Annotated in this window: 15 protein-coding genes and 1 tRNA gene; 13 read left to right on the forward strand and 3 right to left on the reverse strand. The window is 41.1% G+C overall.

Annotation, left to right across the window (positions count from 1 at the left end):
* The first annotated feature begins 32 nt into the window (after positions 1 to 32).
* From ychF to ABXT41_RS06020, 4 genes are all read left to right on the forward strand, one after another.
* Positions 33 to 1127: a redox-regulated ATPase YchF gene (gene ychF / locus ABXT41_RS06005; RefSeq protein ID WP_415390610.1), complete on the forward strand. Its 1095-nt coding sequence runs from the start codon at positions 33 to 35 to the stop codon at positions 1125 to 1127.
* A gap of 153 nt (positions 1128 to 1280) precedes the next feature.
* Positions 1281 to 1357: transfer RNA gene (locus ABXT41_RS06010), tRNA-Met, on the forward strand.
* A 241-nt stretch (positions 1358 to 1598) separates the two neighbouring features.
* Positions 1599 to 2618 carry an SDR family oxidoreductase gene (locus ABXT41_RS06015; protein ID WP_415390611.1) on the forward strand — a complete coding sequence of 340 codons (1020 nt, stop codon included), beginning with the start codon at positions 1599 to 1601 and terminating at the stop codon, positions 2616 to 2618.
* A 20-nt stretch (positions 2619 to 2638) separates the two neighbouring features.
* Complete coding sequence (locus ABXT41_RS06020; RefSeq protein WP_415390612.1) at positions 2639 to 3916, forward strand: aminotransferase class I/II-fold pyridoxal phosphate-dependent enzyme; 1278 nt, start codon at positions 2639 to 2641, stop codon at positions 3914 to 3916.
* Between the two features lie 50 nt (positions 3917 to 3966).
* On the opposite strand, the gene ABXT41_RS06025 is transcribed toward ABXT41_RS06020, so the two are convergent.
* Positions 3967 to 4299, reverse strand: a complete 333-nt coding sequence (locus tag ABXT41_RS06025; RefSeq protein ID WP_415390613.1) for a DUF1820 family protein — start codon at positions 4297 to 4299, stop codon at positions 3967 to 3969.
* A 171-nt stretch (positions 4300 to 4470) separates the two neighbouring features.
* On the opposite strand from ABXT41_RS06025, the gene miaB reads away from it, so the two are divergent.
* The 8 genes from miaB (at position 4471) to holA (ending at position 14332) form a co-directional block, all read left to right on the forward strand.
* The gene (gene miaB / locus ABXT41_RS06030) at positions 4471 to 5859 is read left to right on the forward strand and encodes a tRNA (N6-isopentenyl adenosine(37)-C2)-methylthiotransferase MiaB (protein WP_415390614.1); all 1389 of its coding nucleotides are present in this window, start codon (positions 4471 to 4473) and stop codon (positions 5857 to 5859) included.
* A gap of 101 nt (positions 5860 to 5960) precedes the next feature.
* Positions 5961 to 6962 carry a PhoH family protein gene (locus tag ABXT41_RS06035; protein WP_415390615.1) on the forward strand — a complete coding sequence of 334 codons (1002 nt, stop codon included), beginning with the start codon at positions 5961 to 5963 and terminating at the stop codon, positions 6960 to 6962.
* Positions 6963 to 7004: 42 nt separating this feature from the next.
* Complete coding sequence (ybeY, locus tag ABXT41_RS06040; RefSeq protein ID WP_415390616.1) at positions 7005 to 7454, forward strand: rRNA maturation RNase YbeY; 450 nt, start codon at positions 7005 to 7007, stop codon at positions 7452 to 7454.
* Between the two features lie 23 nt (positions 7455 to 7477).
* Positions 7478 to 8329 carry an HlyC/CorC family transporter gene (locus ABXT41_RS06045; RefSeq protein WP_415390617.1) on the forward strand — a complete coding sequence of 284 codons (852 nt, stop codon included), beginning with the start codon at positions 7478 to 7480 and terminating at the stop codon, positions 8327 to 8329.
* A 64-nt stretch (positions 8330 to 8393) separates the two neighbouring features.
* Positions 8394 to 10028: an apolipoprotein N-acyltransferase gene (gene lnt, locus ABXT41_RS06050; protein ID WP_415390618.1), complete on the forward strand. Its 1635-nt coding sequence runs from the start codon at positions 8394 to 8396 to the stop codon at positions 10026 to 10028.
* 130 nt (positions 10029 to 10158) lie between these two features.
* Entirely contained in the window at positions 10159 to 12693 is a 2535-nt protein-coding gene (leuS, locus tag ABXT41_RS06055; protein WP_415390619.1) for a leucine--tRNA ligase, read from the forward strand.
* A 78-nt stretch (positions 12694 to 12771) separates the two neighbouring features.
* Positions 12772 to 13302: an LPS assembly lipoprotein LptE gene (gene lptE / locus ABXT41_RS06060; protein ID WP_415390620.1), complete on the forward strand. Its 531-nt coding sequence runs from the start codon at positions 12772 to 12774 to the stop codon at positions 13300 to 13302.
* Positions 13286 to 14332, forward strand: coding sequence for a DNA polymerase III subunit delta (gene holA, locus ABXT41_RS06065; protein ID WP_415390621.1), 1047 nt, complete (start codon positions 13286 to 13288; stop codon positions 14330 to 14332). Before lptE ends, holA begins: the two co-directional genes overlap by 17 nt.
* A gap of 63 nt (positions 14333 to 14395) precedes the next feature.
* Here holA and murU read toward each other — a convergent pair whose 3' ends face one another.
* Positions 14396 to 15082 carry an N-acetylmuramate alpha-1-phosphate uridylyltransferase MurU gene (murU, locus tag ABXT41_RS06070; protein ID WP_415390622.1) on the reverse strand — a complete coding sequence of 229 codons (687 nt, stop codon included), beginning with the start codon at positions 15080 to 15082 and terminating at the stop codon, positions 14396 to 14398.
* Between the two features lie 2 nt (positions 15083 to 15084).
* Positions 15085 to 16146, reverse strand: a complete 1062-nt coding sequence (locus ABXT41_RS06075) for an aminoglycoside phosphotransferase family protein (protein ID WP_415390623.1) — start codon at positions 16144 to 16146, stop codon at positions 15085 to 15087.
* Between the two features lie 92 nt (positions 16147 to 16238).
* Between ABXT41_RS06075 and ABXT41_RS06080 the strand changes: the two genes are divergently transcribed.
* Positions 16239 to 18866 (forward strand): LPS-assembly protein LptD, encoded by a 2628-nt coding sequence (locus tag ABXT41_RS06080; RefSeq protein WP_415390624.1) that lies wholly within the window; start codon positions 16239 to 16241, stop codon positions 18864 to 18866.
* Positions 18867 to 18878: the final 12 nt, after the last annotated feature.

The raw sequence follows: 18878 nt of genomic DNA on the forward strand, positions 1-18878 counted from the left end.
ATAAAAATCATCTATATTTGAGAGTACATCTAATGGGTTTTAACTGTGGAATCGTAGGCCTACCTAATGTCGGCAAATCTACCCTTTTTAATGCATTAACTAAAGCCGGCATAGATGCAGAAAATTTTCCATTCTGCACCATTGAGCCAAACACAGGGATTGTTCCCGTTCCTGATGTTCGCCAAGAAAATTTAGCATCTATTGTTAAGCCCGAACGAATTCTTCCAGCTGCCATGGAATTTGTCGATATTGCAGGGCTTGTTGCAGGCGCATCGAAAGGTGAAGGTCTAGGTAATAAATTTCTTACTAATATCCGCGAAACAGAGGCTATTGCACATGTCGTGAGGTGTTTTGACGATGAAAATATTATTCATGTTGACGGGAAGATTAATCCGAGTGCCGATATCGAGGTCATCAATACAGAATTAGCTCTTGCCGATTTAGAAACTGTAGAAAAATCGTTGCAGCGAGCAACAAGGGCCATTAAAGGTGGTCAAGACAAAGAAGCTGTAATTCTCAAGGTAGTGCTTGAAAAAATTCAACCTCATCTTGATCAAGCAAAACCCTTGCGCTCACTCAATCTTGATCCAGATGAACGAAAAGCTATTAAGTCATTATCCCTCTTAACCCTTAAACCAACTATGTACATTGCCAATGTAGGCGAAGACGGTTTCGAAGATAACCCTTACCTAGAGACAGTTAAGGTTATTGCTGCATCAGAAAATGCTATCGTGGTTCCTATATGCAATAAACTTGAATCTGAAATTGCAGAATTAGACGAGGATGAAAAGCTAGAATTTCTTCAAGAAATGGGTATGGAAGAACCCGGCCTTAATCGTGTCATTCTTGCCGGATATCAGCTTTTAGGGCTTCACACTTTTTTTACAGCTGGCCCCAAAGAGGTCAGAGCTTGGACTATTCCCGTTGGAGCTACAGCACCGCAATCTGCGGGAAAAATTCATACAGACTTTGAGAAAGGTTTTATACGTGCAGAGGTAACTGCATACGAAGATTTTATTGCAGGGAAAGGCGAGCAAGGCGCTAAAGAGGCAGGCAAGTGGCGGCTGGAGGGTAAAGACTACATCGTTCAAGATGGTGATGTTGTACACTTTAGATTTAATGTATAAAGAATATTTTTTGTTTTTTGACTCGTTTGGGCAGACTAAGAACTAGCGCATGGAGGCTAAAAATCAGAAAATATCTTGACAAGCCTATGTGAAATCGACAAAATTCGCGCCCCTTTTTTGCTAAGGAGATATCGCAAATAATGCGGATTATATGGCTACGTAGCTCAGCTGGTTAGAGCACAGCATTCATAATGCTGGGGTCGGTGGTTCAAGTCCACCCGTAGCCACCACCTTGCAACAACAAGACTCCTATCAAAAATATTTTGCCAAGACGTTTCCATCGAGCCGGCTGTATGTCAAAAAATATCGCATACTTTGATGGATAAATTTCTTAGAATTTCTGGCTTTTGTTTTGTGGTTTAATGAGCTCCCTTTATAACGTATTATATAGGCTAGCACGACAATCGGCTCTAGAGCCATGATCGCTCTAATAGGAATGATCAATCAGGCTTTGAATAAAGGTAGGGAATCTTGTCTTCATACGACCGAACAAAAGAAGAACTTACAAAAAATCCCAAGATCTGGTTGATCACTGGTGTTGCAGGTTTTATTGGCTCTAGTTTGCTGGAAGCTTTGCTAGAACTTGGTCAAACCGTTATCGGAATCGACAACTTCTCAAATGGTCGCGCACAAAACTTAACGGCCGTGAGAAATGCTGCAGGAAAATATTGGTCGAACTTTACCTTCCGTGAAGCTGATATCCGTAATCTAGACGACTGCTTGGAAGGCTGCAAAAATGTAGACTATGTGTTGCATCAGGCTGCTTTAGGTAGTATTCCTAGGTCTATCGCAAATCCTATTCTGACCAATGATTCTAATATCAATGGTTTTTTGAATATGCTCGTTGCATCAAAAGATTCTAAGATCAAGCGTTTTGTTTATGCTGCCTCATCTTCTACCTATGGTGATCATCCTGGTCTTCCGAAGGTTGAAGACATAATAGGCAGACCGCTCTCTCCTTACGCTATCACAAAGTATGTCAATGAACTTTATGCAGAAGTATTTGGTAAGACCTATGGAATGGAGACCATAGGATTAAGATACTTTAATGTTTTTGGCCCCAGGCAATCTCCTAGTGGAGCTTATGCTGCTGTAGTACCCAAATGGACAAATTCCCTATTGTCAGGTGCATCCTGCTCCATAAACGGAGACGGCAGCACCTCACGTGATTTTTGTTATATTGAAAATATAATCCAAGCAAATATCTTGGCTGCCACCTCTACACATAAGAATGCCATCAATCAAATTTATAACATAGCCTACGGCGACAGTACCTCACTTAATGAGTTGTTTGCTTTTCTTGTCAAAGCTATTATCGAAAAAGATATCAATGTGGTAGAAAAAAATCCCACTTATCAGGATTTCCGTACCGGAGACGTCTTGCATTCTTTAGCAGATATCTCCAAAGCTAAGAAATATCTTGGCTACAATCCTAGCCATAATGCTCAAGAGGGCCTGAAAGAAACTGTAAAGTGGTTTATCGAAAATTAAAAAGATAACGGGAGTGTAAGTTGTACATTGATCAAATGGGCCGTGAAGAGCTAGAGCATTGGCATCAAATATTTTGTGAAAAACATAAAGCATTTAGAGCAAGCTCGTTAAATCTAGACTTAACTAGAGGGAAACCTTCTACCAGGCAGCTTGATTTGTCTAATATTTTAGATGGAGCTACAAAAGGCAGCTATATTACAAGTGAAGGCATAGACTCTCGAAATTATGGGCATTTGGCTGGACTGCCAGAAATGCGTTCACTAGGGGCAGAGCTACTTGGTGTCGCAAAAAATGAAGTCATTGTGGGAGGTAGCAGTAGTCTTAGCATGATGTATCTTGCAATGCTTTTTGCATGGCAGTTTGGTGTTAGCGGCAAAGGTTCTAGTTGGCGCGATCAAGGCAAGGTTAAGTTTCTATGTCCTGTTCCTGGATATGATCGACATTTCTCTATTTGTGAAGAATTCGGTATAGAAATGATCAGGGTTTCTATGGATGAAGATGGTCCTAATATGGATCAAGTAGAAGCTTTCATCGCAAATGACAAAAGTATTAAAGGTATATGGTGTGTCCCTAAATATTCCAATCCTACCGGTTGTATTTATAGCCAAAACACCATCGAGAGACTGGCAAAATTAGGAAAAATTAGCTCGCCCGATTTCAGAATATTTTACGATAATGCCTATGCTGTTCACGACTTATCAGAAGATGGGATAGATTTACCAAAAATAATGGACTATTGCAGGGAGCACAACACCCAGAATAATGTATTGCAGTTTACCTCTACATCAAAGATAACTTTTGCAGGCTCAGGTGTTTCTTTTTTGGCAGCGTCAGAAGAAAATTTGAACGTTATCCAGCAACACTTAGGTGTTTTTTGTATTGGCCCAGACAAAGTTAACCAGTTAAGGCATTTGAACTTCATACAAGATCGTAGTGGCCTTAAGCTCCACATGAAAAAGCACGCGAAACTACTGCAGCCAAAATTTTCTTCTGTCCTAGAACATCTAAAAAATAACTTTGAGGGCTCCGATCTAGCGCAATGGACCACGCCAAAAGGAGGGTATTTTATTTCTTTTGATACTCGTCCTGGTCTCGCTGACTCAGTGATAGAGCTTGCCGCAGAGGCAGGTGTAAAATTAACCCCTGCAGGGGCTACATTTCCTTATGGGCTGGACCCGGACAACAAAAATATTCGACTAGCCCCGTCTTTTCCATCCCTGGATGACATAGATAGGGCTATGAGAGTCTTTTGTAACTCAGTAAAATTAGCTTCGATAAAACAAAAAATAGGCGTGTAGAAGAATTTTGTATTTTACAGGGGCCAAGGAAATAGGAGGCAGCACGACTATCAGGATTTTGGTTTTGGCGCAGCTCCTGGGTATGGAAATTGTGCAATATTGCTACCCGTTTTGGCATCAGTGATCTTGCAAGCCCCCTCTTTCTCAACCTCATCAATACGTATAACTGAGTGCATGGGAATAAAGCTACGCTTGATTGCAGAAAATTCACTTTTAAGTTTTTCTTCTGCTGGATCAACAATCATTTGGCTGCGCTCGCCAAAAACAAATTCTTCGACCTCCAGAAAACCCCAAAGATCACTTTGATACACTTGTTTTGCATACATCTCATATACTTCACCCTGATTTAAAAAAATCACTTTATAGACTGCATTTAGAGACATATTTTTGGCCTAGAGCTAAGTTAATAATTGGTTTAAATAAACCAAACTATTATACCACAAACTACCAGATATTTATCAACTTGGGCTCTCGGAGAATAGGTTTTCTCTGGGACTGGGACTATAATGTGTAGCCAATAAACTAAAATTATACGTCTCAGATCGAACCAGCATATGACAAGAAATAACACCAAAAAAATTCATATCGTCACACACGGATGTCAAATGAATGAGTACGATTCGGCCAGAATGCGTGACCTGTTGGGTGACAGTCATCAAATGGTAGCAACCGAAAATCCAGACGAGGCTGACGTCTTGCTACTGAATACTTGCTCTATTAGAGAAAAAGCACAAGATAAGGTATATCATCAACTTGGACGCTGGAGAAAATTAAAAGAAAAAAACCCCAATCTAATAATTGGTGTAGGCGGTTGCGTTGCCAGCCAAGAAGGTGAAGCAATTGCACAACGAGCTCCTTTTGTGGATCTCATTTTTGGGCCTCAAACGCTGCATCGTTTACCAGAAATGATGGATGAAAAAAAAAGGCGTGCTGTACCTACTATCGTAGACATCAGCTTTCCTGAAATTGAAAAATTTGATCGCTTGCCACAACCAGATGCCGAAGGAGTTTCTGCTTTTGTATCAATCATGGAGGGTTGCTCGAAATACTGTACATTTTGCGTGGTACCTTATACTAGAGGGGAAGAAATAAGTCGCCCTGTGTCTGATGTATTGGCAGAAATAGCTCACTTAGCCAGCCAAAAAGTAAGAGAAATTAATTTGTTAGGGCAAAATGTTAATGCCTATAGGGGCGAGACGCCAGATAATAACTTATGCGATCTTGCTGAACTCATTGCTTATGTTGCAAAAATTGATGGCATCGATCGTATTCGTTACACAACTTCACATCCCGTAGAGTTCTCTGAAAATTTAATTGCAGTTTATGCAGAAGTGCCTGAATTGGTAAGCCACCTGCATCTTCCTGTTCAAAGTGGTTCCGACCGAATCCTTTCCGCTATGAAGCGAGGCCATACGGCACTTGAATATAAGTCTAAAATACGAAAATTACGAAAATTACGTCCTGACATTAGCATTTCGTCTGATTTTATTGTGGGTTTTCCAGGTGAGACAGAGGCTGACTTCGAGCAAACAATGCGTCTTATCCATGAAATAGGCTTTGATCAGAGTTTCAGCTTTACATATAGCCGGCGACCCGGTACACCTGCTGCAGAACTTCCTGACGAGACCCCAGAAAAAATAAAAAAACAAAGACTGGCAATTTTACAGGATAGAATCAACCAGAATGTTATGGCTATAAGTGAAAGCATGGTTGGCAAAATAGTGACTATCTTAGTTACCGGAATATCAAAGAAAGATCCCGGACAATTGCAGGGTCGCACAGAAAATAATCGTGTGGTAAATTTCACCTATAATAATCAGAACCTTATCGGTAATTTTATAGAAGTAGAAATAACTAAGGCTTTCCGTAACTCGCTCCTCGGAAAAGTGGTCACAGAAAACACTCTTGAAGAGAAGTGTAAAAGTGAATCCACTATAAAATAACTACTATCTGTTATAATTTATACATACAAACCATGTTTAGATGTCTGTGGTGAGTTACACAAATAATATGCTGTTGGTTATAGCAGAATAGGGGTCGTCTATTGGGAAATGTAGAGACACAACCTGTTGTTCGCTCTATCAGTGTTGAGCCAAACGATACCAAACGATTAGCCTCTCTTTGCGGCCAATTTAACGAACATCTCCGACAAATTGAACAACGATTAAGAATCAAAATTCATAATCGTGGTAATATTTTTACGCTTTACGGAGATAGTCAGGCCACAGATACTGCAAGTAAAATTCTCATGATGCTCTACCAGAATAGCATCTTAACGCCAGACCAAATTCATCTGGCTATACAGCAATTCAGTTTCGAGTCTTTTATGGGTACGTCAACTAATACCATGCTAAATTCAGCTATAGATGATATAGAAAATTTTCCAGCAATACGCACGAAAACAGGCACAATAAAGCCACGCGGCATCAATCAGCAGCAATATGTTCAGGCAATAAAAACGCATACTATTAATTTCGGTATAGGTCCTGCTGGTACAGGAAAAACTTATCTTGCTGTAGCGTGCGCGGTCGAATCATTACTAAAAAATGAGGCGGAAAGAATCGTATTGGTTCGTCCAGCGGTCGAAGCTGGAGAAAAATTAGGTTTTCTACCTGGAGACATTAGCCAAAAGGTAGACCCTTATTTGCGGCCACTATACGATGCTTTATATGAAATGCTTGGGGTGGAGACAGTAGCTAAGTTAATTGATCGTAATGTTATTGAGGTTGCCCCCCTTGCTTTTATGCGTGGGCGAACTCTTAAAAATTCATACATTATTTTAGATGAAAGTCAAAATACCACCCGCGAACAAATGAAAATGTTTCTAACTCGCATAGGTTTTAACGCTACTGCTATCATCACTGGTGATGCGTCTCAGGTTGATCTACCCAAAGGAAACCAATCAGGGCTTCTTCATGCTTGTGATGTACTCAAAAATGTCGAGGGTATAAGCTTCTCTATTTTTGGGTCTAAGGATACAATTCGACATCCTTTAGTAGCTAGGATTGTTGACGCATATGAGGCACATGAAAAAGAAAGGCCATGAAACCATTAGGCACCCAGAGCATCAGGGTGGACGGACAGCATCATGATAATTGATGTACGCATGGAAAATGTCTCCGGCTGTGAGCATATTCCAGATGAAAGTGCGATTCATCAGTGGGTGACGGCGACGTTATCTGGGCACAAAAAGCCGATGGAGCTAAACATTCGCATCATTGATGAAGATGAGAGTGCCACATTAAATCATCAATATCGAAAAAAAAATAATCCAACCAATGTATTATCATTTCCAGCAAATTTACCAGAATCTCTAATGTTACCTCTACTTGGGGACTTGGCAATTTGTGCACAAGTTATTGAGCGTGAAGCGATCGAGCAAAATAAGCCTCTCTATGCGCACTGGGCACACATTGTAATACATGGTAGCTTACACCTTATTGGTTTTGACCATGAAGACGATGCGGAGGCTGAAAAAATGGAACTTCTGGAAACAAAAATACTTGCCAGCCTGAATTTTCCGCCACCTTATGAATAAAAATTTGGAGATATTGACAACCCATGATGGATGATGAACCGAGTGGCCCACAAAATAGATCTTGGTTGGAAAGGCTGGCTAACGTATTCTCTTCGGCCCCCAAATCTAAGAAAGATTTCACAGACTTATTAAATTCGGCTCGCGAAAATAACATCATTGATCATGATGCTCTGGAAATTATCGAAGGAGCCCTGAATGTTTGCGACAAACAGGTTCGTGAAATCATGATACCTCGCTCACAAATGGCAGTAATACCTCGGCATCTTGAATTAAACGACACCCTTAAGCTTGTGATAGAAAGCAGGCACTCACGGTATCCTGTACTGGATGAAACAGCCGACCACATAGTCGGTATTCTGCTGGCAAAAGAATTGTTACCGCTTCTGCTTGAGAACCAAGATGGCTTCAATATAAAGAACATAATCCGACCTGCTGCCATTGTTCCAGAAAGCAAACGCCTAAATGTGCTTCTAAAGGAGTTCCGAGAGCAGCGCTACCATATGGCAATTGTGGTAGATGAATATGGCGGTATTGCTGGGCTAATCACTATTGAGGACATCCTAGAAGAAATTGTAGGTGAAATCCAAGATGAAACGGATGATGCCGAAAAAGAAATGATAATCCCTCGAGACGAAATGGGCTATTTTATTCACGCATTAACACCCATTGAAGACTTTAACGAATACTTTAATGTCAATATGAATGCTGATGAATTGGACACTGTTGGAGGTGTCATTGTTCAAGCATTCGGTCGAATGCCGAAAGTAGGCGAAAATATAGACATAGATATCTTTAAATTTAGAATCTCCGAAGGAAACGATCGACAAGTAAAGTTATTGGAAATGCAGGTCATGCCCAATAAGATTACTTCCTGAAAGCTCCGTTATCAGCTAAGTCTAAATCCGCAGGAATACTTGCTAAACCAAGGAAATATCAATCTTGAGCTCTTTTTCAAGTAAATATGATACCAAAGTCTGCCTCATATTGATCCTATTTGGGGCTCTTTTGCCCTTTTCTATGGCTCCTTTTGATGTCTGGCCAGCAGGAATTTTATCCATAGCTGGCTTCTCAGTATTTGTCTGCGGGCACTCGGAGAAAGTGGCTTCTTTCAAATTAATTTTTCTGCGAAGTCTTAGCTACGGTCTAGGACTTTATTCTGTCGGGGCATCTTGGATTTTTGTAAGTATACGTGATTACGGTCAAGCTAATATCGGGCTGTCTTTGTTGCTCATAATCTCCTTTATAATTTTACTGTCTCTATTGGTTGCGATTCCGTTTGCTCAGGGCAGAAAAGCGTTACACATATCTAGTTCTTCCTGCAACACATCTTATGCCCTAGCCACTACTATGCTGCTAATATTTCCCAGTCTTTGGACGCTGGGTGAATGGTTTCGAGGCTGGGTATTTACTGGGTTTCCATGGCTTTATCTAGGCTATGCTCATACTGATTCATGGATATCTGGATGGGCGCCAATTACTGGGGTGTTAGGATTAAGCTGGATAACTGCTTTCTGCGGCGGACTGCTAGGACTTTTCTTTAAGCTAAGACTGCAACTTATAGCTAAAAGTACTCAAATCCAAAGTGTATTTATATCGCTAACTGGCGCACTAATACTAACTTTTTCTTTTTGGCTTGGAGGCCTTTATCTGCAGTCAGTCAAATGGACTGAGCCATCAAATAAAGTTATTTCCATAGGCTTAATGCAACCAGCCATTTCTTTGTGGAGCTCTTGGGACTCCAGTCAGCTAGATAAAATTCTTTTTCAATACCGTGAAGATACTGCAAGTCTTCTGGATAACGACCTGGTGGTGTGGCCGGAAGCTGCAATCCCAAGATTCCGACACGAGGTGCCAGATTACTTAAACTCTATTGCAAAAGAAGCGGCTAATACGAATACTGCTCTAATTATCGGCATTCCCACAATGTCCGATCCTAAGGATAATCCAAGTAATCTACATGAAACTTATTATTACAATTCAGCACTAGCTGTCGGGCAAGGTGCCGGGATCTATCATAAGCAAAATTTAGTGCCTTTTGGTGAATATGTCCCTTTCGAAAAATGGTTGCGCGGGATCATTAAATTTTTTAATTTACCTATGTCGGTATTTAGCTCGGGGGGGGCAAACCAACAAAATATTATTGTAGGTAATGATGTAGTTATCAGCACATCTATTTGTTATGAAATTGCCTATTCCGAACTAGTCAGAGAATCTGCAGAAAATGCCAGCCTACTTCTCACCATAAGTAACGACAGTTGGTTTGGAAATACGATAGGACCAAAACAGCATTTTCAGATCGCTCGAATGCGAGCTATAGAAAACAGAAAGCCGTTGATTCGAGCAACAAACAACGGAATAAGTGCGTTGGTTAATGCTGATGGGAAAACAGCTGCGGTTATTCCATCATTTTATCGAGACACTCTCGAAGGCACACTGGAACCAAGGATTGGTCTTACCCCCTTTGGACGGCTTGGCTCCAATCCAATAATTTTTCTATCTCTCTTATTGGTTCTATTAGGGCTGCTTAAAAAACCTCTAACTAAAAATTATCAACCTAAAGCCCACTATAGGTAATATCAAGAAATAAATTATTCTCATCAACAAGGAAATCTGTCTGGGTCTATAGAAAGCTTTAGCCTATAATTAAAACCTGATGTATCACAGACAAAATCAACTATAAGCCTCAACCTGGCCAAGAAAGCTAATGCAAGAACAATATCATCCCAAGGAGATCGAAACTGCTGTTCAAAAGCTCTGGGCAGAGACTTGCGCTTTCGAAGTAAAAGAGGATCTTGATAGAGAAAAATACTACTGTCTTGCAATGTTCCCCTACCCCAGCGGAAAGCTTCATATGGGGCATGTACGAAACTATACTATCGCAGATGTCATATCTCGCTACCAAAGAATGCTAGGTAAGAATGTCCTGCAGCCCATGGGCTGGGATGCCTTTGGTTTACCTGCAGAAAATGCAGCCATCAAGCACCGCACAGCTCCAGCAAAATGGACCTATGAAAACATTCAGTATATGAAAAACCAGCTCAAGAAGCTTGGTTTCGGATACGATTGGTCCAGAGAAATGACTACTTGCGATTCCAGTTACTACAAGTGGGAACAATGGTTCTTCACGCGACTTTATAAAAAAGGATTAGTATACAAAAAAACTGCAGCTGTTAATTGGTGCCCTGAAGACCAGACGGTGCTGGCTAACGAACAAGTAATTGACGGTTGTTGTTGGCGCTGCGATTCAGTAGTAGAGCGAAAAGATATACCGCAATGGTTTATTAAAATTACGGCATATGCCGAAGAATTGCTAGACAGCCTGGATACACTTAGCGACTGGCCCGAGCAAGTTCGCACAATGCAGAAAAACTGGATTGGAAAAAGCCGTGGCGTTGAATTAACTTTTAAGTTAAATCAAGCTATCAATGGCATTGACAACCTCTCTGTGTACACCACCCGCCCTGATACATTGATGGGAGCTACCTATGTCTGTATTGCAGCAGAGCATCCTATTGCTATAGCTCTCTCAAAAAATAATCCAAAGTTATTAAAATTTATTCAAGACTGCAAAGAGCAGTCTGTTTCTGAAGCAAGCATGGCAACAATGAAAAAAATCGGGGTATCCTCAGAGCTTGAGGCTATCCACCCCCTTACCGGAGAAAAAATACCAGTGTGGGTGGCAAACTACGTACTAATGGGGTACGGAACTGGTGCAATAATGGCAGTTCCAGCTCATGATGAACGCGATTTTGAATTTGCTAACAACTATCATCTGCCAATTAAGCAGGTCTTTCAACATGTCGCCGTGTCCACAGAAAAATTGCGCCGAAAAAATGCAGCTGATGCTGACAAATGCGCTGCCTACTACTTTAGTAAAAGTCGCTGGGAAAAATGGTATGCATCTAAATCACCAGATGAAGTTGTATCTATAAATTCCGGAGAATTTGATAGCCTAGGTCCCGAAGAAGCTTTTAATGCTATAGCAAAGAAACTAGAACAGCTTCGGTGCGGAAAGATAAAAACCCATTACAGGCTTCGCGACTGGGGCGTGTCTCGTCAACGATACTGGGGGTCTCCAATCCCCATGTTCAATCTTCCTGATGGTGGAGAAATTCCCGTCCCTATCGATCGCCTTCCGGTACTGCTGCCAGAAGAAGTAGAAATGGATGGAATCAGATCACCCATTAAGGCTAACCTTGACTGGAAAAAAACTACACTAAACGGTCACCCAGTTGAGCATGAGACTGACACTTTTGATACATTTATGGAGTCAAGCTGGTATTACGCAAGATACACCTGCCCTAATTATTCAGAAGGAATGATTGACAGTGTCGCCGCAAATTATTGGTTGCCAGTGGATCAATACGTAGGGGGCATTGAGCACGCCATTTTACATCTGCTATATGCACGTTTTTTCCACAAACTAATGCGTGATGAGGGGTTACTAATCTCTGATGAGCCTTTTATTAAGCTTCTCTGCCAAGGGATGGTATTGAAAGATGGGGTGAAGATGTCGAAATCAAAAGGCAATACAGTAGATCCTCAAAATCTAATAGAGCAGTATGGTGCTGATACAGTAAGATTATTCACAATGTTTGCCGCACCTCCTGAGCAATCGCTAGAATGGAATGATAGCGCTGTTGAAGGCGCGCACCGTTTTCTTCGGAAACTATGGAAAACAGTGCACACTCATCTTGCTGCGGGAGACGGGGCCGCATCTATTCTCTCTAGTCTAGATCAGAAGCAGCAGGACTTAAGACGGAAAACTCATACCACCATCATCAAAGTAAGTAATGACTTTGGAGGCCGGCAAACGTTTAACACCGCTATTGCGGCCGTGATGGAGTTATTAAATGATATAGGAAAAATGACTGCCAGAGATACTGCAGTTGGTTTGGCTGTTGAACGGGAGGCGCTTGAAACGATTGTGCTAGTTTTATCGCCAATTGCACCCCATATATGTGCTCAGCTTTGGAATGAACTAGGCCATAGAGATAGCTTGCTCGATATGAAATGGCCAGTTGCAGACAAATCAGCATTAACAAAAAATATTCTTCAGATTGCTGTGCAAGTAAACGGTAAATTACGAGCTCAAATTGATGTGCCATCTGAAACAACTGTTGAAGCTATAAAAAACATGGCCAAACAGCATGAAAATGTTCGACGCTTCACTGAGGGGCTAGCTATCCAAAAAATAATAGTGATCCCTAATAAATTAGTTAACATTGTTGCCATTTAAATGTAGTACGCTGATGAAAAAACATACTTATAGTTAGGGCCCCTAACCAAAACTCTTTTCAAGAAGAAAGGAACTACAATGAAAAAATTAATCCCCGTTATTATCTCAGGATTTCTTGTATCCCTTATGATTACTAGCTGTGGCTGGCACCTAAGGAGCAGCGGTCATACTGCAGCTTTAGCTGCTATCAATCAAATTCATATAGATGGAGATCAAAAAAATCAGCTTTATCGTTTTGTTTCCAGATCTCTCAAATCTAGCAATATCGCTATTACAGAGAACCCCAAAGAAGCTGAAATTACGATCAGGTTAATAAATCAAAGGTCCATTAGTCGTTCGGCAAGCGTTAATTCCTCTGCAAGAGTATCTGAACTACACATAACCGAGCTAGTTGATGTCGAAATTGTAACTGCTGACGGCAAGGTATTGCTGCCAAAAACAACTCTCAGTAGAGAAAAATTCTTTAATTACAACGAAAGTAATGTATCAACAAATGCTGAAGAACAAAAAATATTGAAGCGTGAAATGATGAATGATCTAGCTCGTAAAATAATAAATATTTTAAATTCAATGCTTACAAAGACAAGCCAGTATGCGACTGAAAGCTGAGCAACTTAGTGCGCACTTAGCCTCGAAAGGCCTCGCTTCTGTATATATCATTAGCGGAGATGAGCCACTCTTGGTTCAAGAATCTGCTGATATTATTCGCACAGCAGCAAAATTACATGGTTATAACGAACGAAGATTATTTTATGCAGACAGCAAATTTGATTGGAATAGCGTTCTAATCGAAGCTAGCCACATTTCACTTTTTTCGGAAAAGAAATTTCTAGAAATTCGTATCATTTCAGGCAAGCCTGGAGACAAGGGATCCAAGACACTTCAAGAATATTTATCAAAAATTAACACAGAAACTCTAACACTTATTATCACACCAAAACTAGACAGCTCGTCAACTAGGGGCAAATGGTTTACTGCTATAGAAAATCAGGGTATTTCTATACAAATATGGCCAGTCTCCACACCCCAATTACCGCAATGGCTAAATCGGAGGCTCAATCAATCTGGTATTAAGGCTAACCAAGAGGCAATAAGGGTGCTTGCTGACAGAGTTGAAGGTAACTTGCTTTCAGCTATCCAAGAAATAGAAAAACTTAAACTGCTGGCACCAGAGAGAGAGCTAACTGGACAAGCTATGTCTGATATTGTCGTTGATAGCTCACGATTTAATGTGTTTGTACTGTTAGGCAAAATTATGGAGAGTGAAGCGAAAAAGGCCTGTCACGTTCTTCAAGGCCTTCGCAGCGAAGGTACTGATGCCACTATTATTCTTTGGGCAATCACTCGAGATCTACGAATTCTAATCAAGGGAAGCGAGGCCGTTCAGTCAGGCGAGGGTATTGACTCAGTGCTTCAAAAGCTAGGGGTTTGGGAAAGTCGTAGGCCCCTTGTAAAGAAAACTATTAGCCGAATCCCTATTGAGAGATTACGACAAATGTTAAAGTTGTCAGGAGCCATTGATCGTGGAATCAAGGGCACGAGGCAAGGGTCTCCATGGGATGACCTTACTACACTGATACTTGTTCTTTGTGGTATTCAATCATTTAACTCTAGAAGTCTGAGGCTGGCTATTCAATAAGTGGAATCTTTTTCCCGAAAAAAATAATTACGCCGAAAACCCCATTTTTTAACTTCCACCACATCATCTTTTCATTAGGTATTCATCTAGCTCATGGAGACGCATCAGTGTTCCAATATCTCGCCATACCCCAGTATATATTTCGCCTTCTATGCGGCCAGAGGAGATACTTTCGCACAATACATCACGCAAGGGGAACTTTTCGGTAGTCGAGGCATGTACGTTAAATATTTTTGGCCTTAAGATAGATATCCCGCTGTACGTGTAGGTGTTATTTCTAGCATTTGGTGTGCTGACTATGCTCTCAGGCGTTAATATGAAATCTCCATCCATATGATGAGATGCATTTGGGACCAAAATTAGATGGGCATCAATTTCCGATGGTAAAAGTTTTTCGACTAAATTTTTCAATGGAAAGTCAGTCCAGACATCAGCATTAACAAGCAAGAATGGTTCGCTCCCTAGCAACGGAAGAGCTCTACGAATGCCCCCTCCTGTTTCAAGCGGTCTATGCTCTCTTGACCATTGAACATTAATCCCGAAAGCAGATCCATTGCCAATAAATGATTCTACCTTATCACCCAACCAAGATATATTTATCACCACATCTTTTACTCCAGCTGATGCTAGATTCTCAATGTGATACTGAATTAAGGGCTTTTCTCCCGCCTGCACTAATGCCTTAGGAGTCGTGTCGGTAAGGGGACGTAATCTTTCTCCACGCCCTGCAGCAAGAATCATTGCTTTCATATTTAATCTCCTGAGCTGCTTGTTGCTGAAATCTCTCCAGCTGCCTCCAAAGACTGAAACCAGGGTTGTCGAGATACTTCTGGAAGCACATATTGTTCAAACCAAAGTGTGAAATTTTTTAGCTCTGGGTATGGCCTCAACTGCTCCAAGATATAGCGAATTACAAGCGACAAGTCATCAAGATAATCGTGCTTGTCGTCTCTTAAGTGAAGTCTAGAAAAAATGCCAAGCACCTTAATATGTCGCTGCAAGCCCATCAAATCAAACCATCTAATCACCTGATTATCAGAAATTTTTGGAGCAATACCAGCATCTACGGCCTGTTGATAGCAATTTAATGCTCGCTGTACAACATACTCTTTAGGCAGCCGTATATAACAATCTCTGAATAAGGAAACCATGTCATAGGTAATAGGTCCTATGACTGCATCCTGAAAATCAATGACACCGATAGAGCCATCAGGTAACTGCATCAAATTACGCGAATGGAAATCGCGATGCACTACCACTTGCGGCTGCTCCAATGCGCTCTCTGCAATAATTGAGAAAGCATCATCAAGCAGTCTCAAATCAGCAGGGCTCAGCTCGATATTAAGCAATTTTCTGACAAACCATTCAATAAAAATAGTCATTTCTTTGAGCAGTTCCTGTCGGCTATACTCTGGAAATATTGTCTTATTTTTGGAAATTTTTTGGATTTTTATGAGCTCTATTTCAGCAAAATCATAGAGCTGACTTTGATTCTTTCCGGCTAGAAGAGGCAACAACAAATGATCGCCAAGATCTTCAAGTAGTAAAAATCCTGACTGATAATCTACTGCATGAACTAATGGCGCATGGAGAGCGCCTTCTCGAAAACAAGAGGATATGTTTACAAAATTAAAGTTATTTTCAAGCAATGGTGGGGCCAATACAGCTATTAGGGATGGATTAGAATTAACCCTAAAATATTGCCTAAAACCCGCATCGCCATTAAGTGGGTCAAGAAATATTGGCTCACTCAAAACAACACCTCGAGGCAAATACTTCTCAACCCAATCTCGTAAATAAAATAAATTTGTCATATTTGTCATTCAATTAAAAAAAAGACTACAGATTCTACCTCAAACCCTCGCATGATGCTTCAGAATGAGTAAAATGTAGGATCGGCATACTGATGACAATTTTTATTTATAGATTACGGGTAATCATGATACTAAAAAGTGCAAGTTACATCTGCGTAAAAATCAATAGAACGCTATGTTCATTGTATTCGCAGACAATGCTGGTCTTCTTTAGCATGATACTGGTATGCGGTCTCTCGTTAGCAGAAACAAGTAATACTTACCTGCAGTGGGAGTGCGATACAGGGAAAAATGGCGGATGGGTGTGTGGGCAGCAGTCGATAGCAGGAAAATCCTACCCAAGACCAATCAAAGATGAAGTTCTTGATGTCCCTCAGGACGAAGAAAATCAAACTGAATTAGTACCAAAAGTAAAACTAGCCAAGAATCTCGACTGGATAGATGAAGAAGATCTCTCTATAGATCAGCTAACGAAAAGATCTTCTGGTTGCTGTGGTGCCTATATAGAACCAGAGCGTAGCTATCCAGACTCAGAGCTCAACCCTGAAGATGCATCATTAAGAGTTGCCTCCTCGTCCACAGAGTTAATCCAGGATAATGTTGCCTACCTCAAAGGTGATGTGCATCTAACACAAGGATACCGTCAAGCGCGTAGTGATGCTGCTACACTCAATCAAGATGATCGTACGGTCGACATGGATGGTCACATAGAACTTCGAGAGCCAGGCCTCCTGCTCAGAGGTGATGCCGCGCATGTGAACATGAACTCACTAGATGTAGAAATAAATAATGCCTCCTACCTACTCCATGAATCTGGAGCTCGTGGGTCAGCTAGCATGCTCAGGCGCCCAGGTGGAGATATTTTTTATATTGATAATGGCACTTACACCACATGCGAGCCAGGCAATAACGCTTGGCGACTAGTCAGTTCCAAGCTTCGAATTAACCCTGGAACAGGAATTGCTACAGCTAAGCATGTGCGTTTAGAGATAAAAGATCTTCCCGTCATATATCTTCCATGGGTTCGATTTTCGATAGATGAGAGGAGAACCAGTGGTCTTTTATTTCCTAGCTGGGAAAGTAGCGAAGAAAACGGGTTAGACTTCTCGCAGCCAATATACCTTAACTTGGCTCCCAATTATGATGCTACCTTTACCCCACGTTATGTGCAGGAACGAGGGGCTATGGCCGAACTCGAAATGAGGCATCTGTCTGAATTATCTGAAACTATTTTTAGTGGTGCATTTTTAGCAAGTGATGACGGCGGAGATGACGATGATGAAACAATCAATGCGGTTACAGGAAAAAGAGAGAATGAAGGAGAGGATCGATGGCTAGCAGATATACAGCATAGAGGAGACTTCGGCCATCTCAGATCTACTCTCAATTATACAAGGGCAAGCGATGAAGATTATTTTCAAAATCTTGATACAACAACACTGCAGGTCAATAGCCAATCGTACCTTCGCCAGCACGGTCATCTGGGTTTTTCTATAAAAAACTGGGGTGTCTCAATTGAAGGTTCTGGGTATCAAACACTTATTAAAGACGGGGCTGACCAATACAAGTTATTGCCAAGAGTTCAAGCCAACAAAAGCTTTAGCGTTGGTGATTTTGATTTTGATTTAGAGAACCAGTATAGCGACTATGATCATAACGATAGCACCAAAACTACTGGACGCAGGCTTAACTTAGCTTATGCGGCAAGCTGGAATAAATGGTGGGACTGGGGATACTTTCGTCCTACTGTTAAGGTGAAACATATGGCATATGACCTTGATTCTCCAGTTTCTGGACAAAATGATGATAGTCCGTCAGTCACGGTGCCTATAGGAATTATAGATACTGGAATATACTTAGAAAGAAAAACCACTTGGCTCAATGGGTACACGCATACATTTGAGCCGAGACTCTACATAGTCTATGCCAAAAAAGAAAATCAAGACGATCTTCCATTGTTTGACACAGCATTATCAACTTTTGGATACAGCTCACTATTTAGAGATGAGCACTTTAGCGGTGGAGATCGTGTGACTGATTCGAAGCAAGTTTCTGTTGGATTTACTACACGACTAATTGATGATAGTTCTGGCATTGAAAAAATGCGTGCGAGCGCTGGTCAAATATTTTATCTAGATGATCGAACTGTATCTCTAGATTCATCTATAAACAAGGAAATGCGAAGGGACGAATCTCCTTATGCTGCAGAATTTGAAATGAGACTTGGGGACAACTGGCAAGCCCTTGCTAGCGCCCAATACGATTCAGATGACAACGAGCTAGATCGGGCAAGCACTAGTTTGCGCTATAATGGAGACGATAATAGGCTTCTTAACATCAGCTATCGTTTCAATAATCAGACCCCGGTCACACTTAATGGAAAAAAATATAACAACGATATTGAACAAAGTGATTTCTCTACTGCAGTGCCGATAACAAGAAGCTTGAACATTGTGGGTCGCTATAACTATGATGTTACTAACAGCAGAACCCTAGAAACATTTTTTGGAGTTCAATATGAGAGCTGCTGTGTACGCCTAAGTCTGCTTGCCCGAAAGTGGATTGATAGAGACGACAATATTGTATTACCAATGGACGACTTAGCGGAAGACAAAGGTGTATTCCTTTCGCTCCAGATCAAAGGCATTGCAGGCTTTGGGTCCAAAATGGAGTCCATATTAACAGATGGTGTGTATGGCTACGAAGCACCAAATAACTAATTCATGAAGACA

This window comes from Porticoccus sp. Uisw_050_02, from assembly GCF_047729555.1.
Classification (GTDB): Bacteria; Pseudomonadota; Gammaproteobacteria; order Pseudomonadales; family Porticoccaceae; genus Porticoccus.